27 protein-coding genes are annotated in these 22,946 nt (G+C 54.9%); 15 read left to right on the top strand and 12 right to left on the bottom strand.

Annotated elements, in window-relative coordinates; translation table 11 throughout:
• Positions 1-100: 100 nt before the first annotated feature.
• The 3 genes from K5Q35_RS00110 (at position 101) to K5Q35_RS00120 (ending at position 2,234) form a co-directional block, all read left to right on the top strand.
• Entirely contained in the window at positions 101-556 is a 456-nt protein-coding gene (locus tag K5Q35_RS00110) for an Lrp/AsnC family transcriptional regulator (protein ID WP_013960997.1), read from the top strand.
• Complete coding sequence (locus K5Q35_RS00115) at positions 553-1,008, top strand: Lrp/AsnC family transcriptional regulator (RefSeq protein ID WP_013960998.1); 456 nt, start codon at positions 553-555, stop codon at positions 1,006-1,008. Before K5Q35_RS00110 ends, K5Q35_RS00115 begins: the two co-directional genes overlap by 4 nt.
• Positions 1,009-1,106: 98 nt before the next feature.
• Entirely contained in the window at positions 1,107-2,234 is a 1,128-nt protein-coding gene (locus tag K5Q35_RS00120; RefSeq protein WP_013960999.1) for an aminotransferase class V-fold PLP-dependent enzyme, read from the top strand.
• On the opposite strand, the gene K5Q35_RS00125 is transcribed toward K5Q35_RS00120, so the two are convergent.
• The 3 genes from K5Q35_RS00125 to K5Q35_RS00135 form a co-directional block, all read right to left on the bottom strand.
• A complete protein-coding gene (locus tag K5Q35_RS00125) occupies positions 2,227-3,426 on the bottom strand; it encodes a UbiH/UbiF family hydroxylase (protein WP_220797993.1) in 1,200 nt (399 codons plus the stop codon). The two genes, K5Q35_RS00120 and K5Q35_RS00125, sit on opposite strands and share 8 nt — an antisense overlap.
• A gap of 60 nt (positions 3,427-3,486) precedes the next feature.
• Positions 3,487-3,735 (bottom strand): hypothetical protein, encoded by a 249-nt coding sequence (locus K5Q35_RS00130; RefSeq protein ID WP_220797994.1) that lies wholly within the window; start codon positions 3,733-3,735, stop codon positions 3,487-3,489.
• A gap of 80 nt (positions 3,736-3,815) precedes the next feature.
• Entirely contained in the window at positions 3,816-4,460 is a 645-nt protein-coding gene (locus tag K5Q35_RS00135; RefSeq protein WP_220797995.1) for a pyrimidine 5'-nucleotidase, read from the bottom strand.
• A gap of 108 nt (positions 4,461-4,568) precedes the next feature.
• Here K5Q35_RS00135 and K5Q35_RS00140 point away from each other — a divergent pair, with 108 nt between their 5' ends.
• Complete coding sequence (locus tag K5Q35_RS00140) at positions 4,569-5,216, top strand: GntR family transcriptional regulator (RefSeq protein ID WP_013961003.1); 648 nt, start codon at positions 4,569-4,571, stop codon at positions 5,214-5,216.
• Here K5Q35_RS00140 and K5Q35_RS00145 read toward each other — a convergent pair.
• Positions 5,213-5,920 carry a glycosyltransferase gene (locus tag K5Q35_RS00145; protein WP_374758564.1) on the bottom strand — a complete coding sequence of 236 codons (708 nt, stop codon included), beginning with the start codon at positions 5,918-5,920 and terminating at the stop codon, positions 5,213-5,215. The two genes, K5Q35_RS00140 and K5Q35_RS00145, sit on opposite strands and share 4 nt — an antisense overlap.
• Before the next feature lie 108 nt (positions 5,921-6,028).
• Here K5Q35_RS00145 and K5Q35_RS00150 point away from each other — a divergent pair, with 108 nt between their 5' ends.
• From K5Q35_RS00150 to K5Q35_RS00185, 8 genes are all read left to right on the top strand, one after another.
• Positions 6,029-7,216: an integrase arm-type DNA-binding domain-containing protein gene (locus tag K5Q35_RS00150; RefSeq protein ID WP_220797996.1), complete on the top strand. Its 1,188-nt coding sequence runs from the start codon at positions 6,029-6,031 to the stop codon at positions 7,214-7,216.
• Positions 7,213-7,923 carry a hypothetical protein gene (locus K5Q35_RS00155; protein WP_220797997.1) on the top strand — a complete coding sequence of 237 codons (711 nt, stop codon included), beginning with the start codon at positions 7,213-7,215 and terminating at the stop codon, positions 7,921-7,923. Before K5Q35_RS00150 ends, K5Q35_RS00155 begins: the two co-directional genes overlap by 4 nt.
• Before the next feature lie 114 nt (positions 7,924-8,037).
• Positions 8,038-8,208: an AlpA family transcriptional regulator gene (locus K5Q35_RS00160; protein ID WP_220797998.1), complete on the top strand. Its 171-nt coding sequence runs from the start codon at positions 8,038-8,040 to the stop codon at positions 8,206-8,208.
• 116 nt (positions 8,209-8,324) lie between these two features.
• Positions 8,325-8,615 carry a hypothetical protein gene (locus K5Q35_RS00165; RefSeq protein WP_220797999.1) on the top strand — a complete coding sequence of 97 codons (291 nt, stop codon included), beginning with the start codon at positions 8,325-8,327 and terminating at the stop codon, positions 8,613-8,615.
• A 93-nt stretch (positions 8,616-8,708) separates the two neighbouring features.
• A complete protein-coding gene (locus tag K5Q35_RS00170) occupies positions 8,709-8,876 on the top strand; it encodes a hypothetical protein (protein WP_220798000.1) in 168 nt (55 codons plus the stop codon).
• On the top strand, positions 8,876-9,364 hold the full coding sequence (locus K5Q35_RS00175) for a hypothetical protein (protein WP_220798001.1): 489 nt from the start codon (positions 8,876-8,878) through the stop codon (positions 9,362-9,364). The genes K5Q35_RS00170 and K5Q35_RS00175 overlap by 1 nt, the downstream gene beginning before the upstream one ends.
• Positions 9,365-9,436: 72 nt before the next feature.
• The gene (locus tag K5Q35_RS00180; protein ID WP_220798002.1) at positions 9,437-9,964 is read left to right on the top strand and encodes a hypothetical protein; all 528 of its coding nucleotides are present in this window, start codon (positions 9,437-9,439) and stop codon (positions 9,962-9,964) included.
• 514 nt (positions 9,965-10,478) lie between these two features.
• A complete protein-coding gene (locus K5Q35_RS00185; protein ID WP_220798003.1) occupies positions 10,479-11,120 on the top strand; it encodes a hypothetical protein in 642 nt (213 codons plus the stop codon).
• Between the two features lie 139 nt (positions 11,121-11,259).
• Here K5Q35_RS00185 and K5Q35_RS00190 read toward each other — a convergent pair whose 3' ends face one another.
• From K5Q35_RS00190 to carA, 6 genes are all read right to left on the bottom strand, one after another.
• The gene (locus K5Q35_RS00190; protein WP_220798004.1) at positions 11,260-12,015 is read right to left on the bottom strand and encodes a hypothetical protein; all 756 of its coding nucleotides are present in this window, start codon (positions 12,013-12,015) and stop codon (positions 11,260-11,262) included.
• Positions 12,016-12,530: 515 nt separating this feature from the next.
• Positions 12,531-12,692 carry a hypothetical protein gene (locus K5Q35_RS00195; RefSeq protein WP_220798005.1) on the bottom strand — a complete coding sequence of 54 codons (162 nt, stop codon included), beginning with the start codon at positions 12,690-12,692 and terminating at the stop codon, positions 12,531-12,533.
• A 214-nt stretch (positions 12,693-12,906) separates the two neighbouring features.
• On the bottom strand, positions 12,907-13,092 hold the full coding sequence (locus K5Q35_RS00200; protein ID WP_220798006.1) for a hypothetical protein: 186 nt from the start codon (positions 13,090-13,092) through the stop codon (positions 12,907-12,909).
• A 692-nt stretch (positions 13,093-13,784) separates the two neighbouring features.
• Positions 13,785-14,162, bottom strand: a complete 378-nt coding sequence (locus K5Q35_RS00205) for a hypothetical protein (protein ID WP_220798007.1) — start codon at positions 14,160-14,162, stop codon at positions 13,785-13,787.
• A 495-nt stretch (positions 14,163-14,657) separates the two neighbouring features.
• Complete coding sequence (locus tag K5Q35_RS00210) at positions 14,658-15,920, bottom strand: glycosyltransferase (RefSeq protein WP_259650419.1); 1,263 nt, start codon at positions 15,918-15,920, stop codon at positions 14,658-14,660.
• 695 nt (positions 15,921-16,615) lie between these two features.
• The gene (gene carA, locus K5Q35_RS00215; protein WP_013961006.1) at positions 16,616-17,776 is read right to left on the bottom strand and encodes a glutamine-hydrolyzing carbamoyl-phosphate synthase small subunit; all 1,161 of its coding nucleotides are present in this window, start codon (positions 17,774-17,776) and stop codon (positions 16,616-16,618) included.
• A 227-nt stretch (positions 17,777-18,003) separates the two neighbouring features.
• On the opposite strand from carA, the gene K5Q35_RS00220 reads away from it, so the two are divergent.
• Together K5Q35_RS00220 and K5Q35_RS00225 are read left to right on the top strand one after the other, a co-directional pair.
• Positions 18,004-18,462: a GatB/YqeY domain-containing protein gene (locus K5Q35_RS00220; RefSeq protein WP_220798008.1), complete on the top strand. Its 459-nt coding sequence runs from the start codon at positions 18,004-18,006 to the stop codon at positions 18,460-18,462.
• A 268-nt stretch (positions 18,463-18,730) separates the two neighbouring features.
• Positions 18,731-19,450: a YafY family protein gene (locus K5Q35_RS00225; RefSeq protein WP_220798009.1), complete on the top strand. Its 720-nt coding sequence runs from the start codon at positions 18,731-18,733 to the stop codon at positions 19,448-19,450.
• Positions 19,451-19,510: 60 nt separating this feature from the next.
• On the opposite strand, the gene K5Q35_RS00230 is transcribed toward K5Q35_RS00225, so the two are convergent.
• Positions 19,511-19,993, bottom strand: coding sequence for a DUF2244 domain-containing protein (locus K5Q35_RS00230; RefSeq protein ID WP_220798010.1), 483 nt, complete (start codon positions 19,991-19,993; stop codon positions 19,511-19,513).
• Positions 19,994-20,312: 319 nt separating this feature from the next.
• Positions 20,313-21,983, bottom strand: coding sequence for a cytochrome c oxidase subunit I (ctaD, locus tag K5Q35_RS00235; RefSeq protein ID WP_220798011.1), 1,671 nt, complete (start codon positions 21,981-21,983; stop codon positions 20,313-20,315).
• Between the two features lie 315 nt (positions 21,984-22,298).
• Here ctaD and K5Q35_RS00240 point away from each other — a divergent pair, with 315 nt between their 5' ends.
• The gene (locus K5Q35_RS00240; protein WP_158308138.1) at positions 22,299-22,805 is read left to right on the top strand and encodes a PAS domain-containing protein; all 507 of its coding nucleotides are present in this window, start codon (positions 22,299-22,301) and stop codon (positions 22,803-22,805) included.
• Positions 22,806-22,946 lie beyond the last annotated feature (141 nt).

Genomic DNA, 22,946 nt, shown 5'->3' on the forward strand with positions numbered 1-22,946 from the left:
ACAATACCCGCATATCCCTGTAATACCAGCGATTGAGTCTCTGGAAATTCTACAGTTTTTGCAGTATTCATTTGTTGATTTAATAGAAAACGGTAAAATCATGCTCGACACGGTTGATCGGAGTCTCTTGCGCCATTGGCAAGCGGACGCCACCCTGAATTCGGCCGAATTGGCTGAACGTGTCGGGATCTCGCCCGGAAAGGCCGCACGACGGCTGGCGCGGATGCAGGACGCAGGCGTTATCGAAGGAGTGGGCGCGGTCGTGGATTGGGCTGCGTTGGGCTATTCGGTTGAGGTATCGCTGCGTGTCACTTTGGACAAGACCGTCGCGCGGGCGTTTGATGAATTCATCGAAGCGGCGCGGGGTGTTCCCGAGGTTACGGAAATTCAGACCTTTCTGGGCCGCGTTGATGCGCGTCTGAACATCATCGCGCGGGATATGCCACATTATCACGATATTTATCGCGACCGCATTCTGACCCTGCCGCATATCGCCGACATCGAAGCCCTGATGCAGATCGCCCGGATCAAATCCGAAGAGGCGCTGCCCATATGATCGAACTGGATGATATTGACCGACGCCTTGTGCGCGCCCTTGCCGATGACGCGCTGCAAAGTGCCGGCGCATTGGGGCGGCGGTTTGGCCTGTCACAGCCTGCCACATGGCGACGGATCCGCAAACTTGAGGCGGCGGGGGTGTTGCGGGGCCGCCGCCTGCGGCTGAATGCGCAAAGCCTTGGTTTTGGGGTCACGGTCTTTCTGGGCGTGAAACTCGCCACTAAGGGGCGCGTCAGCCTTGAGGATTTTGAGCGGGCGGTCAGCGCGATCCCCGAAGTGCAGCAGGTCGAGCATGTTCTGGGACTCTATGATTACCGCCTGCGCGTGGTGGCGCGTGATCTGCCCGACTTTGAACGCGTGCTGCGCCGCCGGATCATGACACTGCCCGGTGCCGGTGAGGTCGAGGCGAATGTGCTTTTGAGCGAGGAACGCTTGCCCGGGCCGCTATAGGCGACGGGTAAGAATATGCACAGGTGCGTCAAAGCAGGCTTTGCCCCTTGTCCCGGGGCGCGCTAGAACGGAACTCTAGAATGAACAGGAGAATACAAATGGCTGCCTTGCTTGACACAATTGACCCCGATGGCCTTGAAGAGTTTTCGGTTGTGTTCACCGACCGGTCGTTGAACTCCATGAGCGCTGCTTTTCAGCAGGTGATGAACGACATTTCTGGTATGCTCAAAGACGTCTACAGCGCGGACGCGGTGGTGATCATCCCGGGCGGCGGGACGTTCGGGATGGAAGCGGTCGCCCGGCAATTCGCGCGCAATGCGGACGTCTTGGTGGTGCGTAATGGCTGGTTTTCCTATCGCTGGAGCCAGATTTTCGAGACGGGTGGATTGACGTCGGGGGCCACGGTTCTCAAGGCACGCCAGACCGGAAACGCCAGCCCATCCCCCTTTGCACCGACGCCAATCGAAGAGGTTGTCGCGACCATTCGCGAGCAAAAACCGGATGTGGTTTTTGCACCGCACGTTGAGACAAGTGCGGGTGTCATTCTGCCGGATGACTATGTCACCGCGATGGCGGCCGCCGCGCATGAGGTCGGCGCGTTGATGGTGCTTGACTGCATCGCGTCGGGCTGCGCGTGGATTGATATGCGCAAAACCGGTGTCGATGTGCTGATTTCAGCGCCGCAGAAAGGCTGGTCCGCGTCCCCGTCGGCGGGGCTTGTGATGCTGTCGGACCGTGCCGTGGCACGCTTGGCCGAGACGCAGTCGGACAGTTTTGCGATTGATCTGGGCAAGTGGCACAGCATCATGCAGGCCTATGAAAATGGCGGGCATGCCTATCACGCGACAATGCCCACGGATGCGTTGCGCGCGTTTCGCGACACAATGTTGGAAACGCGGGAGTACGGTTTTGAGCGCCTGAAGGATGCACAATGGGACCTTGGCAACCGGGTGCGCGACATGCTGGCCGCAAAAGGGGTCGTTTCGGTCGCGGCGGATGGGTTTGGCGCACCAGGCGTTGTGGTCAGCTATACCGCCGATCCGGATATCCAGAATGGCAAAAAGTTCATGGCGCAGGGCATGCAGATCGCGGCGGGTGTGCCGCTTCAATGCGATGAACCGGCTGATTTCAGAACATTCCGTCTGGGGCTCTTTGGGCTCGACAAGCTTTATGACGTCGATGGGACCCTTGCCCGCCTGTCGCGGGTGCTGGACGACGTTATCTGACGCCAAGTCCCATCTGCATCAGGGTGCGCCGGACGGGACCGAGCGCATATAGGGCATTCAACCCCATGGCACGCGCGTCTCTCAGGGCGGGCGTGTGCACTTGACTGGCACGGTTCAGCAGGTCAATCCCGCGCACCCGCAGGGCAATATCGTTGTCGCGTGCCTTGTGATACGCATCCAGCATCTTGCGATCACCAAGCCCCTCTGGGCGTTCCTGCGCAAGCGCCAGCAGCGTTGATGTATCGGCAAGGCTCATGTTCAGACCTTGTGCCCCGATGGGCGGCACAACGTGGGCCGCTTCGGCGATCAACGCGAGGCGCTCACCGGACAGGCGGTCGGCTTTTTGCGTGATGATCGGCCAGATCGTGCGGTGAGAGGCGAGAGATAGCGGACCGAATAAATAGCAACTGCGCTCAGACATCTCTTTTTCGAAGCGCTCCACTTCGCTGTGATAGCGCTGTTGGCTCACGGGGCCGTCATCCATCCAGACCACCGCCGACGATGGCATCCCCTCATGATCCGGGAGCGGTACAAGGGTGAACGGGCCGCCCGTGCGATGTATTTCGGTCGATACGTTTTCATGGGGGATCGGGTGTGTTACGGCAAATGCCAGCGCTTTTTGCCCATAGCGGGTGGTGCTTACCGGGATACCTGCGGCTTCGCGCATGCGCGAGGCGCGCCCATCCGCGGCCACCACCAGTTTGGCGCGCACGCGCGATCCATCCGTCAATCCGACACGGGCCTCGTTTTCCCGCGTGAATAGGGATTTCGTTCCTGTGCCGGGGCGGAAATCGACATTTGGCAATTCAGTCAACCGCTCCACCATTTCGCGGCGCAGCAGCCAATTGGGCAGGTTCCAACCAAAAGGCAGATCCGACACATCCGAGGCGTTGAAGTCTTTTGTCATGCGCGCTTCTGGCTCTGGCCCGCCAGCATCCACGATGCGCATGACCTGCAAGGGGGAGGCGTGCGGCGCTAGCCGGTCCCACAGGCCCGCAGCGGTTAACACCTCGCGTGCGGGCTGCAACATGGCGGTTGAACGCATGTCAGCCTTGAGATCGGCACGATCGGTGATCGGCGGGGAAGGATCAACACAGATCACATCAAAACCTGCGGTGCCGAACGCGGCTGCCGCCGTAAGCCCTGCGATACCACCACCCGATATCAGAATATCACACGTTAGATCTGTCATAGCATTCCCGTTCCGTTACGCCCGGAATATCCCGATCAGATCTGGATGACCATCACGAACCTAGGCCCAGGTAATAAAGAGAAGAGTCACAAAAATGATCGGCACCAGCGCGAGGGCCGGCAGGTAAAGACCGGGCAACCCGAATATCAACGCAGACGACAGCCAGAGGCTTACAAAACCGATCAGCGCGAACCAGACGTTGTTTTTATGTCCGAAAAGAAGGTCTTTCGCGATCCAGCCGATGATGGGAAGCGCGAAAAACATCCGCTGCCAAAGCGGCAATCGGGTCGGTGTGGCGGCAAGGCTCATTAAACTCTCCTGTTTGGTCTATGTGGTAGATAGGATGCCCGCTGCACTGCGGAATGAGCCTGATTGTCGCATTTGGTCGGTTAAATTATCCTTGCCAGGAACCCGCTTAAATCATCGGTGTGGAAATGGATGTGGTCGCCGTTGTCCGCTTGATCTGCCACATGGACCGTGCGCATGCCCATGGCATGCGGTGCCTTGAGGTTGCGGGGGTCATCTTCGAACATGGCGGCGGTCTTGGTTTGCACGCCATCTCTGGCAAATACTTTTTCGAAGGCTGCATGGTCCGGTTTGGGCATGAAGTCCGCATGTTCAACGCCGTAAACCGCATCAAAGACGCCTGCTAACCCGCGCGCCTCCAATACTCTTTCGGCGTAGGGGGCGCAGCCGTTAGTGTAAACGATGCGCCGCCCGGGAAGGGCGCGAATGTTTTTCGCCAGTTGCGGATCAGGTGACAGGCGATCCAGCGGGATATCATGTACATCCGTCAGGTAGGGGCCCGGATCGACATCATGTTCGCGCATGAGACCTGCAAGTGTTGTGCCATGTTCCGCCCAATACTGTTTGCGCAGGCGATCTGCCTGCTGCTCCTCAACCCCAAGCGCTTGCATGACATATGCGGTCATGCGCACCTCGATGAGATCAAACAAACGGGCAGATGGGGGGTACAGCGTGTGGTCAAGATCAAAGACCCAGTGGCGCACATCCGAAAAAGCAGCTTTAACCATCCGCTAGTCCTAAAAGCTCAGGAGAGCCAAGGCAAGTGTGCAGGGCTTGCGTGTCGCCTTGTGGCGTCGTTAAGATGAAAAGAGAGAAACGAAAGGCCACCTCAGACCATGCAAAAGCCTCAGAATACAGATGCCTATTCGATGATCCTCGAAGCGATTGACCTCGGGATTTACAGGCCGGGCAGCAGGCTGGTCGAAAGCGAGCTTGCAGAGCGTTTCGGTGTCTCGCGTACCCCAATCCGTGAAGCGCTGCAGCGCCTTGAGACGCAATCCTTGCTGGCACGGGATGGTCGAAGCCTGATTGTCGCGTCTTTGGATCACAATCAGATGGCGGAATTATATGTCGTGCGCCGGGAGCTGGAAGGTCTGGCGGCGCGATTGGCCGCGCAACATGCAACGCCGGAAGAGGTCCGCATTCTGCGCGAGATGGTCGAGGCCGACAATGCTCTTATAGATGATCCGGTCGCTTTGGCGCGGGCGAACCGGCGGTTTCACAAGCAGGTGCATCTTGCCTCGCACAACAGATATCTCGTGCAGCAACTTGATCTGGTGCATCGCACGATGGCGTTGATGGCGACGACGTCGCTGGCAGCGCAGGGTCGCGGCGCCATCGCGCAGGCAGAACATGACGGGATCGTGCGCGCCATCGAAGAAAAGAACGAAGAAGCGGCCTATGTGGCCCTCAGAGACCACATTTCCGTGGCGTTCATAACGCGACTAAAGCAGGATGCAAAACGCCGCGAGGAAGAGGTCTAGCAACCCTCGTCCAAACCCGGTTTTCGAGGATTTGGGTCGGTTTGTGCGCTCACGCCATGTTGGGTTTTATCCCAGAAGAAGGGCGCGCGCACCAGTTCCCACAAGGCTTTGTACGCAGCGACAGTGCCAAGTGTAAAATAGAACATCATGGTGGGCACGAAGGGGATCAGGTGACGGTGCCCTTTTCCGGAGACCGCCACCAAGCCCAAGGCGAGGCTGAGGGCTTCGGTGGTAATAAAAAACCCGGCAAGCCCCCACATGATTGGTGCGCCCAGGGTCATGGTCACGGGATGGGCCACGCCAAAAAAAGTGAGCCAGAAGCTCCACAATACAGGGGCTGCTGCAAACTGTGACACAGCGGCAAGAAAAATGGTCTGCACGCCCATGAACCGCCAGAAGCCCAGATCGCGCAAAAGCGCGCCGGGGCGGCGCATATGGACAAAATAGGTGATCATGAAGCCCTTGAGCCATCGGGAACGCTGTCGCACCCACGCCCATGGTCGGCTGGTGGCCTCCTCGCGCGTGACGGTGGGCAAGAGTTCTGTTTTGTAGCCGTGCCGCGCGAGCCGTACGCCCAGATCGGCATCTTCGGTTACGTTATGCGCGTCCCAGCCGCCCAGTTCCTCAAGTGCTGAGCGTTTGAAGAACAAGGTTGTGCCCCCTAACGGCATTGAAATGCTACATCTTGGTGTGCGATGGTGCATCACCTATTTAGGTAATCCTATAAAAACAAAGGTTTTCGTGTCCTGAAGTATTCCATGGGGCACCAGTATATACTATATGTTGAGGGTGGATAGAAAGGTGGTCAGGAAATGGCACGTCCCCTCAATAAGCTATCGGCCTCTGCGGTCAAAGCGGCGGCTCCCGGAAAGCTTTCAGACGGCGGTGGGCTTTGGTTCCACAAGCGGCCAGATGGCGGCGCTCAGTGGTTCTTGCGGGTGCATATTCACGGGCGACGGCGCGAAATGGGGCTGGGGTCATATCCTGCGGTTTCGCTTAAAGAGGCGCGCGAACAGGCCGAAATACAAAGAGCAAAGGTGCGGCAAGGCTTGGACCCGATCAAGCAGCGCGAGCGGGAACAACGCGAGGCGGTGCGCAACCTGCATATCCTAAAGGACGTAGCACTTGATGCCTTCGAAAGCCGCAAGGCCGAACTCAAGGGCGATGGAAAGGCGGGGCGGTGGTTTTCGCCGCTTGAACTGCACGTCTTGCCTATGCTCGGCAAAGTGCCAGTCTCAGAAATTGACCAGACCGATATACGCGATATGCTCGCGCCGATCTGGCACAGCAAGGCGGACACTGCGCGCAAGGCAATGAACCGTCTTAGCATCTGTATGCGACACGCGGCGGCGCTGGGCTTGAACGTAGATCTGCAAGCGACGGACAAGGCAAAGGCGCTCTTGGGCAAACAGCGTCACACGGTGCAGAATATACCAGCGCTGCATTGGCAGGATGTGCCCGACTTCTACCAAAGCCTGACAGATGGTTCCGTCACTCACTTGGCGCTGCGCCTCCTGATACTCACGACGCTCAGATCAAAGGCAATTCGTTTTATGCGTCTGGACGAGATTGAAGGCGACGTGTGGACGGTACCCGGCGAGAACATGAAAAGCCGTAAGAACGTCGCAAAGGATTTCAGGGTGCCGCTTTCAACAGAAGCGTTGCGCGTCATTGACGAAGCCTCTGCCTTTGCGCGCGATGGTTTTCTATTTCCAAGCGTTCGAAAGGGTGTAATTTCTGACGCCACTATGTCCAGAATGATGGAACAACGCGGAATGATTGAAAGGCCGCATGGTTTTCGTTCCTCTTTTCGTGATTGGCTAGCAGAGAATGCAAACGCGCCATACGAAGTGGCAGAAACCTGTATGGGTCATGTTGTTGGTGGCGCGGTAGAGCGGGCTTACAGGCGTACGGATTTCTTGGAACAAAGGCGGGCTTTGATGGAGCGGTGGTCCGGGGTCGTCAGCAAGAAATATGATGTATCAGTGGTGCAATTATGAATCCAACGTTTCGTTTTAATAAGGCGGATGGAACAATTGACGAGCTAACGCACGTAAAATTGGAAGTGATTGCGTTTTTTTCGGATGACAGAGTTAGCATTAGCCAAGCATTTCAAGTCTTCGAAACTGAACTTGCTTCTTACAAATCAGACCCGGCAAGCTGGCAATTTAGTGCTTTGTCCATGAGCGTCATTAACTCCGTTGCTAAGCGTGCTGCACAGGTTCACGTTTGCGGTATCGTAGCTCTAATCATGTGTCATTTGAACAAAGATGGAAGTCCAGCGAGTCTGAATCAGGCAAGCGAAATAGCATCAGAAATTTTCAATAATTCGGGTAAGATTTCTTTTGTGATACCCAAGGCTAAGTCTTGGGAGGTTCAGGAAAAAGCAGTTGTAGGCGACCCTTTCAAAATTAGGCAGTACTTTCGAAAGTATAGGTCGGCTGCGCACATATGTGCGGCGAAGGTGTTGGCTGGTGCAAACTCCAGTGGCCACCCATTGATTAAACCTCTGCCATCCACTTTGACATATCTCTCAACTGTATTGCACTACCAAAGAGTCTTTCAATCGTGGGAGCGCTCTGACAACTGGGGTTTGTGGGAATTATGGCAAGAAGGAGATACATTCGAAAAGGCCTATCCCCACTTGCAACCTCAAGAGGGTGATTTAACTGCAATTCGCGCGAATGGACGTGGGGGGGCTGTTTGAAGGTACCCCGGGGGACACTTCAAATAGCCCGATTTTAAAGCGCAGTTTTTGTGGTCAGAAGGGCTTCACGAAGCGCGACGAAACACCGCCGCGCAAGCTGGAGCATCCCCTTACATGACCTTTCTTTCCTTCCGCGACCTTCAAATCAAACTTGGCGGCCGGGGCCGCACTACCATTTACCGCGATGTCGAATTAGGCCGTTTGCCTAAGCCGGTAAAACTCGGTTCTCGCCTGTATTGGAATGAAGCCGAAATCGACGCTGTGCTCGAAAAGAGCGTGGCATAACCCTACCCGCAACTTGCTCGCGCAATATTGCTGGGTAGGGGTGCATTCTGTTAGAAGAGTACGTGCAACTTACGCCCAGCGCCTTGTGAAAGCAAACCTTTCTCATGGAGGTGCTTATGGCACAATCTGACAACTTTTACTCCAAATCCACGTCCGTTTTCTGGGCATGCAAAGCGTTCACGGATGGGCGCACCATTTCGCACAGAGAGGCGATGAACGAAATCGGCGCATGGCGTCTTGGCGCAATCGCCCATCGCCTGAGACGTGAGTTTGGCTGGCCGGTTGAGGTGGAATATCGCGGCTCTGGAAAGGTCGCTTATTATTCGCTGGCACCGGACACAGACAAGGCAAATCTGCGCTTTCCCCGTTCTGCCAAGGCGCTGGGCAATGACGGGCGCGCGGCATGAACCGTCTGCGCGTTTCCCGCCTTCGTCGTCAGCATGGCCTGTCTGGCACTCAAGCCCGTCTTATAGCGGAGCTGTTCTTTGAAGGGGCAAAAAATGGGAGATAGATACAGGCTCAGCAAAGCCGCAAACCGGTGGCATATCATGGCCCGCAAGGGCGCTGGTGCGGCCACAGACGCGGCGTGGGTGTCCCTTGGTGGGTGCCCCAGTCAAATCGTCGCCGTGCGCGTCTATCTGGCACTCAAGGCGCGGGGTGGCCGCTAGTGGCAGGTAAGCTTTACAAAGCCAACAAAAGGGGGGCTGGGCGTCATGTCCAGCTTCCCGAATGGCTGCAATCGACAGAGGCATGGGCGACCCTGAAACCCGGCCCTCGTGCGCTCTACGTTGAACTCAAGCGGCGTTACAATGGCTCGAACAATGGGCGCATTTTCCTTAGTCACCGTGACGCCGCCAAGGCGCTGCATGTGCATCGCAACACAGTCGGCCCGTGGTTTGATGAACTGGAGGGACGCGGTTTTATCCGTTTAACAAAAGGGCCGCACTTGGGGCCGTCCGGCGTCGGCAAAGCATCTGTCTGGGCGCTTGATGAAGAAAAGACGCCTGATATGAAACCCGCCCTAAAACGCTTCATGTCTTGGACGGAAAAACAAAACCCCCGCACAAAAAACAGGACACCGCGTCACAGTCAGTGTGGCACCTCCCAGAAACTACAGGCGAAAACAGGTAAAGCCGTCCTGAAAATTGTGACGTAAAGCGGCTAAATCGCAAATCGCGCGTCACAAAAATCAGGACATATATACATCTAGCCATAGGCAGGTAATCAAATGACGACAGAACCGACACCAGCAGACGAGACCATAGGCGTGACTTTTAGCGGCACACCAGACGAAGGGCAGCACGTAACCGAAGCTACAGACAAGGCATTGCTGACCATATTCGGGACCAAGCACCCAGAGATGGCGAATGGGCTACTGATGCACTGCTTTAAAGTTCTTAAGTCCAACGAATGCAGCGACGAATTCAAGGGCAATGATGAGCGGACGTTTATGCTGGCTACTGTGGCTGAAATCAAACCGCGTGACGCATTTGAAAGGATGCTGGCCGTGCAGATGGCGGCAACGCATGTGGCAATGATACGCTCTGGCCGGTGGCTCTCACATGCAGACCGGATTGAACAAGTTCAGGCACATTATTCGGGCTACACCAAACTGGCACGCGCCTATTCTATGCAAATGGAGACCCTTCGCAAACACCGCAACGGCGGCAAGCAAACAGTCCGCGTTGAGCGCGTTACCGTTGAGAGTGGCGGACAGGCTGTTGTGGGCGATGTAAGCCATCGGGGGGAGGGTTGAACATGAAAAGCGACGTTAACCCCATAGACCCCACTCAGAGACTCAGGGATGCGCCCAGATGTAGCGCAACGGCCAAGAGTACGGGCGAACGCTGCCGCAATCCTTCTAAGCAGAATTGGAACGTCTGCCGCCTGCATGGAGCTGGTGGTGGCGCGCCACGCGGCAAGGCGCACCCCAACCATCGGCACGGGCTGCGCACGAAGGAAATGCAGGACCTACGACGGATGGTTTCGGTTCTCAGCAAAAGCGCAGGTGAATTGGATCAAGGCTTTCTTTGAGGTCGTACACTTTCAGTGAATGATTGGTTTGAACCCTTTCAGACCCGTACTACGATATGCTTCAGTGGCAGCACAGAACAGATTCCGGACTTTGCAAAGTTGCGATGGGTATCTGATGACGGCTTTGCACCGATCTGGGCTAACAGAAGAACGAATATCTAACTGTGGATCTCTGCAAATGAGGATTGTAATCTTCAACTGTTCGCACCTTGGGATTCGCAAAATTGAGCCGCTCAGTGTCTAAACCTAAATGGCTGAAGAAGTATACAAAGCTCGAATATCTTCCTGAAATACTGGAGACAAGACAGCTACACTTGGGAGATCCAAAGTCTTGGGATGACCAAAATGATGCGGCGGCCATCCTAATGTTTTCTCAACGACAATCTGGTTTTGATATCAGGGGAACGTGTCTAACAGCGGCACCTGACCGGTTCCATTTCTGGCATATTTTCGGAGAGCGCGAACTCGGGGTGTGTCTGTGGTTCGACCGGGAGCGCATTGTTCGTGAATTTGATCAAGACCACTCCTTGGTTTCGGGCATGGTTCGGTACCCGACTAGGAAGGATCTTTTCCAGACCAAACCAGACGAGATAGCATTTACGAAAAGAGAACAGTACGGAGACGAGCGAGAATTCAGAGTCCTTCGTGTTTCGCCGCCTGTTCGCGGCGAGCCGGAGAAGCTCAAATTCTCTGCTTACAGTTTGCGGAGAGTGTACCTTAACCCATGGCTTTCGCCAAGCAGCGTAAGTTTGTACAAAAAATTACTGCGCCAAGAACTGACGGGCGATCTAGTGCATGTTGAATTGAAGCAAAACCGGTCGCTAAAAAAGAAGGACTGGATCAACGCACTTGCGGTTTCGGCAGGTGCAAACCTTTGAAATCCACTATCGCCTTGCCGCCACGACATTCCGATCCATCCAGAAATCGGATGTCGGATGTCGGATGTCGGATGTCGGCTGTGGGCTGATTTTCGCCAAATTTTTAATCGGAAAACGGGAGGCCAACGGATGGATGCGTTTACGGCCTTAGCAGTCTGTCGAATAAGACCGCCAATTTTTGCAAGACCATTTGGCACGCCGTTCCATAAACAAATCGAGATACGAAAAGAAGATCGTCGACCTCATGGAAATCGTCGGAAGCATATTTTGTATATAAATGCTCGTAAGCAGCTAACGCTTCTTGCTTGCTCAGGTGTGAAAACTTTGTGAAATGCAAATTGTGAGCAGCAGAATTCCTTAATTCCTTTATTTGCTTTAGATCCTCGTGAAGATCGTTTTCAAGTAAGCCCAGCTCATCTGCAACGACAATCTTACCTCCCAGAGATTTCATCTGCTTTCGTTTTTTGGCCGGTATGTCGCTGCTATTCTGGTTCTGATAATGGCCCTCAATATAGTCGTTCAGGACTACTTCCAGAAAGGCTCCCCAAACCAATACAATGCCGCGTGCAGTGCCTGCGGAGTTTTCGGCATTGGCTTCGTCAAGCATTCCGACGAGTTGCGTAATGTATCGAGATGGCAGTTCCTGCTGCAACTGCGGTTCAATGAAGTCTTGCTGCAGGGGTGGATCGTCGAAATCGGCAATAGGGCCGAACTCGCCATTTACGCATTGCTGGAATATTTCTCTTCCATGTACTTCGCAGTCATTTGGGTTCGCTGTAAACGGCAGCTCGCGTTTACAGTGATTCAACTTAACGAAGCAGTCGATCGCTGATTTTTCCTTGCTAGACCATTTCGGGTTTCTAACATATTCGATAGTGTACGCGTTCTTTAACATCTGTTTTGCAGCTTTAATCCGTCAAACCAAATTAAATCGGATGCAAATGCCATCCAACAAAACCTTCTTTTGAAACCGACCGTCACACAAATGCCGCGCCTTGTCACTAAATGCTAAAGTTATACTTTTGATGCGAAAATGGAGATCAGTTTCGCTGCGTCAGCCTCGGGGAGCAATGTCCGCTGATCCGTTAATGGACGTCTAAATCGAATGGCCGCGTTGGGCTGGCAGAAGTCATAAGATGGGACGCCACTAAATCCCCTTGTCAGCGTAGAAGGTTTTCAGCCACGCCCGATAATAGTTTCTGACGGCTGCACTTCATGTCGCTGTAACCAGTCCTGGAGAACGCCCCAAACGTCTGAGTTGCGCGCTTCGTTGCGGTGCAATGCCAACTGGTCGAGCATTTGATTTAGATCGGGGGGGATTGAATTTGGCCATTTTGTCATAACGACGTTTTAAACATGGCAGCCGTTTTGAGCTAGCATTATTCTCGAACTACGACTTACCAATGGGCGTTAGTGCCAGAAGAAATTCGTTCCTGCAGCACCGGGCCAGACTTTTTCGATTTGAGGTATGGCAACAGCGTCAGGATGCCCTGCAAGTTCTAGCGCTTCACCCATGCTGCCTGCAAAAGCGTAGCCATGGCGGCGTTCCGATTTATCGACTGCGTTTCGCACCGTAATTTTCCAAACATATTTCATGCTTCATGGATAATTGAATGGAAGTTAACGATCGGTAAATGAATTCGCTTATCTAGATATTGCAGCGGCAGTTAACACTTGAGTGCTTAGCAAATATGCAACGTCCAAGATAAACGTGCTCTGGCAAGCTCAGCCTTCGTTGGTGCCAAAGGCGGCAATACATGCGGTTATGAGCAGGTTTTCATTGTCACTATGGCAGGCTGCTTCGTCGTTGAGTGATGCCAGCTTCTGAGATTCCAGCTTTAAGAGAAATTTCCTTTTGAGCAACACCTTCTACGTCACAGATGATGTTCGCGAGCAAGGGCAGATCATTGTCTTGAGCGTACTCTTTTAGGTCCAACAAAACTTCCAGTACCCAATCATTGTCGTTTTCCATCCCGAAGTTTCCTTAAGTCTCTGGCAAACACCCTTCCCGAGGTGTTTTGAACAATACTGAGTTCATCCCAGAAAATTTAACAAAGCCTTAAGGATGCTCTTGATAGGTTCGGGTGATACAAATGAGACCCACTAGATAAGCTCATAATTTGGGATCTAATGTCTATAAGAGCTAAGCGGGTTTCGCTTAGTCCATTACGTTCTGCGATCTGAATTGCCAAATCAAGACGTTTAGCGAATTCTTCCTTGGTCATATTTTTACTCCCTCAGAGAAAGTACAGGATTGCCAAGATTTCGCACCCAACTTGCGCTGGCGAACGAAATCTGGATGATTTCCAAAACCTACCGGTCAAACAAAGCAAACGCGGTCACACGAATGAATTAAGAAAGATTAAGCGATTCCTGTTAACCAAAAGTAAATACTACGACGACTTGCCGTTAGCAGCCGTAACTAAAGAAACCGGTCATGCACCGGACTGCCCTCGTTGTTCGGACGGACGCTGCATAAACCTTTTCTCTCCCAGACACGTGGTCATCACCAATGTCATCAGTGGTACAAGTATACGCGAGAGAACTAAAGCTCGTGAACAGGTTTGAGCCGCCAGTGTAGGTTGCTTTGATCGAAATCATCGAAAGAGTTACGTTGGCTTTAGATTTGCTGCTCGAACGCCTGCCAGCACTATTTGACTGTTCTCACCTAGGTACTGGGATAACGTAGCTGGCAGGATATTCGCGGTGTTTGTCAGTTATTGCATCGGTGATGCCAAAGTCTATGAAAACAGCGCTCGCTATAATTTTGCCACCCATCGTGCTTGGAATACTCCCAAAAGGTTTGTCGCCCCGGCTCGTTTCACAGTTGTATTTCAGCGAGTCGTCAGAGCGACGGATCATTGGAGTAGACGGGATAGGTACTTGATATGACGCTCTTTTGTTCGAAAGATTGCAGCTGCCATTGGTGCCATCACTAAACGATATGGCAATAGGGACATTCGCATCATTCGTAATGGATGCGCACGCACTGAGAGATACCGTTGCAGCAAGCATAGGCATAATAATTAACTTCGTTTTCATGTTATCTCCGTTTTCTGAAATAGATCGTTAGTACAATAGATTGACTTAAACTAGTGGTATCCGCCCAAACTAAGTTTCGCAGACACACTGCGGCATTGGGCAATTCATTCACGGGATAATCCAACCTCAACGTTTACTACTGGTGCAAGCGGGCACATCATATGTTTTGCTAGCAAGCTCGTGACCGTAAGACCATGAGGCAATACAACCCCGCTTTGATTTAGATCATCCCCTACCAGAAACTCTTGGTCAAAAAATGGTCGCAAGTTTAGATGCTCTACAGCTTGCAACGCTCGTGGCTCACAGATCGTACTTACGGAGGGGTGCAGCAATTCTCTCAGATGGTGTTTTGTGAACCGGTCTCGGTGGTCAAATTTGTGAGTGGGCTGTTCAAAGGTAAAAAGTTCCCCACAATTCAAGGGAAGACCAATAGGTGGATAGAAGGGTGGTTGGGTGAAAAATAATTAGATTAAAGTTCTGTTTTTAAATGGATATTTAAATAATTATTGTGCTCCCTAACGGCACCACAAGGCCCAAGCGGGCAATACCCGGCATAACGACGCGCCACCACATGGCGTATTCGATTGTAAAACAGCGTGCGAGCCATGAGCTGCGCGAATTGTAATAATCCAAAATGCCTTGCAAACAGACGACGTTATCGGGGGCGGTGTTGAAGCGTGTGACGACTTTCTCGATCTGGTCGGCTTCGGGCCAGTCCTCAGCGTCCCAGACCCCGATGATTGATCCCTTGCAAAAGTCGAGCGCATAGTTGAGCGCGCGCGGCTTGGTGGTCAGCCCGCCCGCTTCGGGGACTTCAATCACGCTCATCCAGTCGGGCAGTTCAGTGCGTTTGATCGTCTCTCGCGTGAGGGTGTCGCCCTCTTCGAGTATGAGCACAACGTTCAAAAGGGATTTGGGATAGGTCAATTGGCTGAGACGTGCGATCAACTGTCCGGCGATTTCCTTTTCCTTGAGTAAGGGGACCAGAACGGACACACGCGGCATACGAAACGGCTTGAAGTCTACAGGAGGAGCGTGCGCCGATTGTCCGCCCCTGAGGTAAATGAACAACGCAGCAGCTTTTAAAGTGCTGGTCATCAGCAGCGTGATGATCGCCCAGAGGGCCAGCACAGTGATGGACCAAGACGGGGCAAAAACCAGCGATGCCGCCAGCAGACAAAAGGCGGCGGCCGCCCAGATCAGACGGTGACGCCCGCGACCTGCCCAACTGCGGCAACTTTCCTCCACAGGGACACGCGAGGCGGCCCCTTGCGCCAACTCACTGCCATAAAGACGGCTCTGATGGGCTTGAATTTGTGCGTCATCAACAATGACGGGAAAAAGCTGTCGCTCCTGAGGACCGCAGGCTTCCAGCAACTGCGTAAACCCCGTCGGGCTGCTGGTGGCGACATAAAGCGCCCGCGCGTCTTCGCGCCATGGAACCACGCCATAGCGCAGACACAGCGAAGCAGGCAGTCGGTTTGCCATCTCCATGGCCGGCGGCTCCAACTCCAGATCGGCGCCTTCTGCCCTTGCCTGTGCGGCCAGCGCACTCAACACATCCTTTTTGTTGATCAGCCCTTCGGAGATCATGATGTCACCCAATGGCGCATCGATGCGACGCTGCAAATTCAACGCATGGGTCAGGTCGTTTGGCGCAATCTTGCCCCGGTCCACCAACAGGCGGCCAATGGGAGGATGCGTTACGGGGGGCGCGTTGGATTTGTTGTCAGACAAACGCAGGTGAATGTCATTCATCGTCGATTGCCTTGCATCGTTAGAGGACGATGCAGTCTTGCAGATCGCAGTTAATGAACTGTTACCGAAAACAGTGCGTGGATATTTCTGTTAATCCGCATCGCGGCGCCAATCAGTTGGTTGGGGCACTTTCACTCTGCCCAAGGTCTGCGAATTTTTGGCAACGAACCATCACTCTGAAATAGTCATATATGCTTAACATGCCTTTACCTCTGCAGTTCACCGCCGATGTGACTGACAGCGTTCAGCGAGCCAAATGGCAGGAAAACCTTGGTGCGACGTCTCATTTGGAACTGCAAATTATCGCGTCTAAATCTGGTAGGAGGATGCGAACGCGCAGATCGGGGCCGAGAGGCGGTCATCACCCGAGATCCGTCAGGCGGCACATGTTCGGATGCGGCGGCAATACAAACAAAGGGTGCGCTTGGTCGCGCGCCTGCAATGATCGCGCCAGTGCTATCCAGTGTAACCGTTACGCGGTCACCGAGACACTCCGGCAAATACGAATTTCAGGTGTGCAGGGGACTCGTGGCCCCCTATAGGTTGATGGCTATACTGCTTAAAACCGTAAGCCATCGCCAACGGCCAGAATAAGACATTGCACAGGTTGTACCGTCGGACGTCAAAGGCTCACATTCAAGCGCCCTCGCGTTGAAATATGGATCATTCAACTCAAAGCGCAGGTGCGCAACGATCTAAGCGGCCCGATCTGCCATCGCTTTGGCGAAACGTTCGAAAAGATAATAGCTGTCCTGTGGACCCGGGCTTGCCTCGGGGTGGTGCTGCACGGACCAGACGGGCCGACCATCCATGCGAATCCCACAGTTGGACCCGTCAAACAGCGATGTATGCGTTTCAACGACCCCATCCGGTAACGTCTGCGCATCAACGGCAAAGCCGTGATTCATCGACGTGATTTCCACTTTCCCGGTGTCATGATCTTTGACCGGGTGGTTGGCCCCATGATGTCCGTGGTTCATCTTGATGGTTTGTGCGCCAAGCGCCAATGCCAGCATCTGGTGGCCCAGACAAATCCCGAAGACCGGAAGGTCCGTGTTATCCAATACGCCTCGAATCATGGGCACCGCATACTTACCTGTTGCCGCTGGATCACCCGGCCCGTTGGACAGAAAAACACCGTCTGGCTTGTGTGCAAGCACATCCTCATATGTCGCCGTTGCTGGCAGCACCGTCACATCGCACCCGGCACTTGCAAGGCAGCGCAGGATGTTGCGCTTGGCGCCGTAATCAACCGCGACGACCTTATGCTTCGGCTCGGTTTGCGCGGTGTAGCCTTCGGGCCAGGCCCACCGCATTTCATTCCAGTGATAGGACTGTGCGCAGGTGACTTCCTTGGCGAGATCAACGCCTTCCAGCCCGCTGAAACCGCGCGCAGCAGCGACGAGCGCTTCAACATCCAGATTGCCGCTCGGATCATGGGCCAGCGCCACATGGGGCGCGCCGGACTGACGGATCGCGCGCGTCAGACGCCGGGTGTCGACGCCGCCTATGGCGATTCGTCCTCTGGCCGTAAGCCAATCGTCGATATGCTGAATGGCCCGCCAGTTTGACGGCTCTGTGGGCATCCACTTAACCACCATTCCCGCTGCTACAGGGTCGGCGGTTTCGTCATCCTGCGGGTTCACACCCACGTTGCCGATGTGCGGAAAGGTAAATGTGACGACCTGCCCGGCATAGGAAGGGTCCGTCATGATCTCTTGATAGCCGGTCATGGCCGTGTTGAAGCAAAGCTCAGCCACGGTTTGGCCTGTTGCACCAAATCCCATCCCGTAAAACAGGGTGCCATCCGCAAGAGCCAGACAGGCGGTTGGACGCTCGGACGCGGGGACAGTCATGGGATGACCTTTCTGCAAAAGGATGCCGACGAAATCTGGCGATACCTAGACGGGCGGACAGATCGGGTCAAGCGGATTGGCACGTGCTGGCTGCGCTTGTGACGCGACCGACATGACGCAGCGGCGGGTGTTGCGGCGGCGCCGGGCTTTGGGTAATGTCTGCCCCTTACCGCGCCCGTTCGGCAACAGGACAATCGGCGTGGGACAGTCAAAAAGGAATGTGAGCGATGGATTTGCGCACGAAGGTTTCGACCGCGTTGAAACAGGCGATGAAAGACAAGGCAGCGGACCGTCTATCGACGCTGCGCCTTATCAATGCTGCTATCAAGGACAAGGATATTGCAGCGCGTGCCGTCGGGAACGACGAAGGCGTTGGCGATGCAGAGGTTCTTGCGATCCTCGGCAAAATGGCGAAGCAACGGCTCGAGAGTGCGCGCGCCTACGAAGAGGGCGGGCGCCTTGATCTTGCAGAGCGGGAACGTCAGGAAGTCACCGTCATCGAAGAATTTTTGCCACGACAACTGTCTGACGATGAAGCGGCAGCCGCCGTGGATGCGGCGATTGCCGAAATAGGCGCCGAGAGCATTCGTGACATGGGCAAAGTGATGGGTGTGCTGAAAGGCAAGTACACCGGCCAAATGGATTTCGGGAAAATTGGTCCGACCGTCAAAGAACGTTTGAGCTGATCAGGTTTTGACCCGAAACGGTCGACCGCGGAGCAACTGCTTGATACGGCGCACCAATTTTTCAAAGTTTATCAGTTTGATCTGCACCTGCACGGGTTTCGGTGTGAACTCTGGATCCCACCGCCCCAAACGCAGCCGTAACAGTGTGTATTCGTCGTAGGAGTACATAAGCGCCCTTTCTCTTTTTCACTGTTGTCGCACAAGCCTGCTGACAGCACGTTGTCAGCAGGGAGTGATAAGGTGTCAGCAGTGACGAGAGGGGTGCACCATGGCCAGATCTGACCGCCTGTTCGAAATTATCCAGCTTTTGCGGGCAGCCCCGCGCCCCTTGACGGCGGATGCGCTGGCGGTGCGTCTGGAGGTGTCCAAGCGAACGGTCTATCGTGACATAGCGACCTTGCAGGCACGCCAGACGCCCATCGATGGCGCACCGGGTATCGGGTATATGATGCGTGCGGGGTATGACTTGCCGCCGCTGAATTTTGATGCCGATGAAATCGACGCGCTGCGGGTGGGGCTGGCGATGCTGGTGCGCACCGGGGACAGTGGGCTTGAGGCGGCCGCCAAGAGCATTCACCAGAAGGTTGATGCGCTGCACGGTCCTGCCGACTGGCTGCAGGTGTCCCCGTGGGGCGCACCGCGCGATGATCCGTCAAAGGGGTGCGTGTCGATTGCGTCACTGCGATCTGCCATACGTGATGCGAGAAAGCTCAAACTCACCTATCGCAGTGGTGAGGGCACGGACACAATACGCGTTATCCGCCCACTTGCGCTGATCTATCATCTGGAATGCGTGATGGTCGCAGGGTGGTGTGAGTTACGCACCGGCTTCCGTCATTTTAGGACAGATCGCATCTATGAATGTACTGTTCTTGAGGATCGGTTTGCGGAACAGTCGGGTTTGCTGCGCCAGCTCTGGGGCGAAGAAAACCAGTGGGGCAGGCCCAGAGCGTCTGACGAGATGCCAAAAACATCGCCTATCCCCTAACGCGTTGAAATTATTGATTTCAGGCGGTGGTGGGTTAGTCAGGTTGTTCCGGATGACGCTTTAGCGCCGCCACGCGCGTTGCAGCTCATCATAGAGCGCGACACGCTCTTCTTCGCTGAGGAAGGCGCCGATTTCCACCTCGCGCCCCATGCCTTTGAGGGTCACGTAATGCGGGATCGGTCCGTCCTTTTCGTATTTCGTGATGGTGGTCCAATAGCGGTTGCAATCCCACTCCCGCGTGGCGCCTGTGGGCTCCGTTCGGATCAGATGCGCCTCCTCGTCATTGAGGGTCAGAACCTCAACGATATTGCGGGCTTTGCGGTTGCGTCGCAGGGCATGATATATGCCCCAGACAGCCAATAAAACAAAGGGCAAGAGGCCCCATAGCACAGGCGAGCCGAGCATCGTCACCACGGGGATCAGGATCATTGCGAAAGTGGCCAGCACAAAGGCGGCCATCCCCTGCGGGGGCAGCGAATTATGCGGCCACAGACGCAACGTCTGCGGGGTCTCGTCGGGCTGTGAAATCCATTGATAGGGCATGATGGGACGTCAGTCTGGTTGCGGGTGAGATAACCGGGGGTGTTGCTATGTCGATGTTTACCGCAGGGGCGGGGCGCGGCGCAATGCGGCACGCAGACCACAGGGGCGCGATGTGGTTTTTCGCCGATGGCCCGGGCGTCTCTTGAGGCCGTCACATCAGCAAAATGGCCTGTCGGTATGACGTCGGTGTCACGTCGGTATTGCGTCGGTGCCTGCGGGGTGGGGCGGGGCGATGTGTCAGTGGTAAAATGCGGGTGACCCGGAATGTGAAAAAGCCCCGGCGGTGCGGGGCTTTTCCTAGAAGTTTCTGACGTGTGCCTTAGTGGCTGTGCTGCTTGTCCCAGTCTTCCTGCTTTGGAAGCTGCTCGAACGTGTGCTCGGGCGGTGGGGAGGGCAGGGTCCATTCCAGCGTATCCGCGTATTCGTTCCACGGGTTCGCTTCGGTGCATTTGCGGCCCCACTTCAAGCTGTAGGCGATGACGCCAAAGAAGAAGAGGAAGGAGGCAAAGGACAGGAACGCGCCCCAGCTTGACCACAGGTTCCAGTAGGCGAAGGCCTCAGGATAGTCGATGTAACGACGTGGCATGCCCTGACGACCCAGGAAGTGCTGCGGGAAGAAGGTCAGGTTTGCGCCGATGAACATCGTCCAGAAGTGCAGCTTGCCGGCCCATTCAGGATACATCTTGCCAGTCATCTTGGGGAAGTAGAAGTAAATCCCGGCGAAGATGGCGAAGACAGCCCCCAGCGACATCACGTAGTGGAAGTGCGCCACGACGTAGTAGGTGTCGTGGTAGTAGCGGTCCACGGCGGCCTGCGACAGCACGATGCCGGTCACACCGCCCACGGTGAAGAGGAAGAGGAAGCCAAAGGCCCAGAGCATGGGTGTTTTGAATTCCACCGATCCGCCCCACATGGTCGCGATCCAGCTGAAGACCTTGACCCCTGTGGGCACCGCAATGACCATCGTGGCCAGCATGAAATAGGCCTGCTGGTTGAGGGACATGCCCACGGTGTACATGTGGTGCGCCCAGACGACGAAGCCCAAGGCACCGATGGCGATGATCGCCCAGACCATCGGCAGGTAGCCGAAGATCGGTTTGCGCGCGAAGGTCGCGATCACATGGGAGATGATGCCAAAGCCGGGCAGGATGATGATGTAGACCTCTGGGTGGCCAAAGAACCACAGGATGTGCTGGTAGAGCACGGGGTCACCGCCGCCAGACGGATCAAAAAAGGTAAAGCCGAAGTTACGATCCATCAGCAACATGGTGATCGCGCCCGCCAGAACCGGCAGGGACAGAAGGATCAGCCAGCTTGTGACAAAGATCGACCAGCTGAACAGCGGCACTTTGAACAGGGTCATGCCGGGGGCACGCATGTTCAGGAATGTCGTGATCATGTTGATCGCACCAAGGATCGAGGAGGCGCCCGAGACGTGGACCGCGAATATCGCGAGATCCATCGAATACCCGCCCTCGTTCGTGGACAGCGGTGGATAAAGCACCCAGCCAACGCCCGAACCGGCCTGATCATTCCCACCCGGTGCAAGGACCGAGCAGATCGCCAAGGCGGTGCCTGCGACATACATCCAGAAGGACAGGTTGTTCATCCGCGGGAAGGCCATATCTGGCGCGCCGATCTGCAACGGCATGAAATAGTTGCCAAATCCGCCGAAGAGCGCGGGAATGACCACAAAGAACATCATTAGAATACCGTGACCGGTGATCAAAACATTCCAAAGGTGTCCGTTGGGTGTACAGAGCGCATCGCTGGCGAACATACGCGCGCCTTCCATACACATGTACTGAACGCCCGGCTCCATCAGCTCAAGGCGCATATAAACGGTAAAGGCTACTGATACGAACCCGACAAGCGCGGATGTGATCAGATAGAGAATACCGATGTCTTTGTGGTTGGTGGACATGAACCAGCGAGTGAAAAACCCGCGTTCGTCTTGATGGTCGTGCCCGTGAATGGCTGCGTCTGCCATGCGGTGCCTCCTGATTGTGTGTTTGTCCAGGCCGGGGTTCCCGTTCCGACCATAGATTCACCTCGGTTTTAGAGTGTGTTGTGCCAAGGAGCAATGATCCTAATGCCGCACGTGTAAGATAAAATGAAAATTCCTGCGGCCACGCAAACGGATCGGGTCGTTATCCTTCGCATTTGCCTTAATACCGGTGGGTATTCGTGGCGATTCGACCCCGGCAGCCTTGGGTTTTAACGCAACCTTTACCCCCAAGGTGTCAATCTGATGCCCCGACCATGTCCGCGGTCAACAAGAGTATGGGTATAGAGGATGATCTCCATGGCACTGGCACAAATCCCCTGGCAGTATGAATCCTCCAGCGTGATCGATGCGGACAGCGTGACCTTCTTGCGCCAGATCGTGGCGCTGGTGCCGGGCATCATTTATGTGTTCAATCATGAGACCATGAGCAACGAATACTCCAACCGGAGCATCGCGGAATTGCTCGGGTATTCGCCGGAGGACATCAAGGCGATGGGCGATGATTTACTGCCAACCATCATACACGATGATGATTTCGATCGCATTGCCGGCAATGTGGCCGAAATGCAGGACTTGGCCGATCATGAGCAAGCGGTTTGGGAGTATCGGGCAATCGCACGCGATGGTCATGAGGTCTGGCTGCGTTCGATTGAGACGGTTTTCACACGGGCGGCAGATGGGGGCGTGTTGCGTCATATCGGCATCGCGTTCGACATCACCGCAGAGAAAACAGCCGAAGCGAACTTGCACGAGGTGAATGCCGCGTTAAAGCAGCAGCTCGTCGATGGCGCTGACAGTATATAGGGTTTGCAGCGGGTGATCTGAGGGGGCATTTGTCAGCGCGCGTGGTGTCGGGAGTTTTCCCTCATGCGCGGGCAGGGGTTTTGTCGCCCTTGGTCAGAGGGCGACACCGGGTGATGTGGTACATGTTCCGATGGGACGGCA

The organism is Roseobacter sp. OBYS 0001, from assembly GCF_019654895.1.
In the GTDB taxonomy this organism is placed as follows: Bacteria; Pseudomonadota; Alphaproteobacteria; order Rhodobacterales; family Rhodobacteraceae; genus Roseobacter; species Roseobacter litoralis.

Bases quoted from the DNA above. Each gene is read 5' to 3' on its own strand.
- K5Q35_RS00125 (WP_220797993.1), bottom strand. From the start codon at position 3,426: ATGACAGATCTAACGTGTGATATTCTGATATCGGGTGGTGGTATCGCA.
- K5Q35_RS00140 (WP_013961003.1), top strand. From the start codon at position 4,569: ATGCAAAAGCCTCAGAATACAGATGCCTATTCGATGATCCTCGAAGCG.
- K5Q35_RS00240 (WP_158308138.1), top strand. From the start codon at position 22,299: ATGGCACTGGCACAAATCCCCTGGCAGTATGAATCCTCCAGCGTGATC.
- K5Q35_RS00230 (WP_220798010.1), bottom strand. From the start codon at position 19,993: ATGCCCTATCAATGGATTTCACAGCCCGACGAGACCCCGCAGACGTTG.
- K5Q35_RS00225 (WP_220798009.1), top strand. From the start codon at position 18,731: ATGGCCAGATCTGACCGCCTGTTCGAAATTATCCAGCTTTTGCGGGCA.
- K5Q35_RS00220 (WP_220798008.1), top strand. From the start codon at position 18,004: ATGGATTTGCGCACGAAGGTTTCGACCGCGTTGAAACAGGCGATGAAA.
- K5Q35_RS00145 (WP_374758564.1), bottom strand. From the start codon at position 5,920: ATGCACCATCGCACACCAAGATGTAGCATTTCAATGCCGTTAGGGGGC.
- K5Q35_RS00130 (WP_220797994.1), bottom strand. From the start codon at position 3,735: ATGAGCCTTGCCGCCACACCGACCCGATTGCCGCTTTGGCAGCGGATG.
- K5Q35_RS00120 (WP_013960999.1), top strand. From the start codon at position 1,107: ATGGCTGCCTTGCTTGACACAATTGACCCCGATGGCCTTGAAGAGTTT.
- K5Q35_RS00165 (WP_220797999.1), top strand. From the start codon at position 8,325: ATGGCACAATCTGACAACTTTTACTCCAAATCCACGTCCGTTTTCTGG.
- K5Q35_RS00155 (WP_220797997.1), top strand. From the start codon at position 7,213: ATGAATCCAACGTTTCGTTTTAATAAGGCGGATGGAACAATTGACGAG.
- K5Q35_RS00205 (WP_220798007.1), bottom strand. From the start codon at position 14,162: ATGAAAACGAAGTTAATTATTATGCCTATGCTTGCTGCAACGGTATCT.
- K5Q35_RS00110 (WP_013960997.1), top strand. From the start codon at position 101: ATGCTCGACACGGTTGATCGGAGTCTCTTGCGCCATTGGCAAGCGGAC.
- K5Q35_RS00150 (WP_220797996.1), top strand. From the start codon at position 6,029: ATGGCACGTCCCCTCAATAAGCTATCGGCCTCTGCGGTCAAAGCGGCG.
- K5Q35_RS00135 (WP_220797995.1), bottom strand. From the start codon at position 4,460: ATGGTTAAAGCTGCTTTTTCGGATGTGCGCCACTGGGTCTTTGATCTT.
- K5Q35_RS00200 (WP_220798006.1), bottom strand. From the start codon at position 13,092: ATGGAAAACGACAATGATTGGGTACTGGAAGTTTTGTTGGACCTAAAA.
- ctaD (WP_220798011.1), bottom strand. From the start codon at position 21,983: ATGGCAGACGCAGCCATTCACGGGCACGACCATCAAGACGAACGCGGG.
- carA (WP_013961006.1), bottom strand. From the start codon at position 17,776: ATGACTGTCCCCGCGTCCGAGCGTCCAACCGCCTGTCTGGCTCTTGCG.
- K5Q35_RS00190 (WP_220798004.1), bottom strand. From the start codon at position 12,015: ATGTTAAAGAACGCGTACACTATCGAATATGTTAGAAACCCGAAATGG.
- K5Q35_RS00160 (WP_220797998.1), top strand. From the start codon at position 8,038: ATGACCTTTCTTTCCTTCCGCGACCTTCAAATCAAACTTGGCGGCCGG.
- K5Q35_RS00115 (WP_013960998.1), top strand. From the start codon at position 553: ATGATCGAACTGGATGATATTGACCGACGCCTTGTGCGCGCCCTTGCC.
- K5Q35_RS00170 (WP_220798000.1), top strand. From the start codon at position 8,709: ATGGGAGATAGATACAGGCTCAGCAAAGCCGCAAACCGGTGGCATATC.
- K5Q35_RS00180 (WP_220798002.1), top strand. From the start codon at position 9,437: ATGACGACAGAACCGACACCAGCAGACGAGACCATAGGCGTGACTTTT.
- K5Q35_RS00210 (WP_259650419.1), bottom strand. From the start codon at position 15,920: ATGAATGACATTCACCTGCGTTTGTCTGACAACAAATCCAACGCGCCC.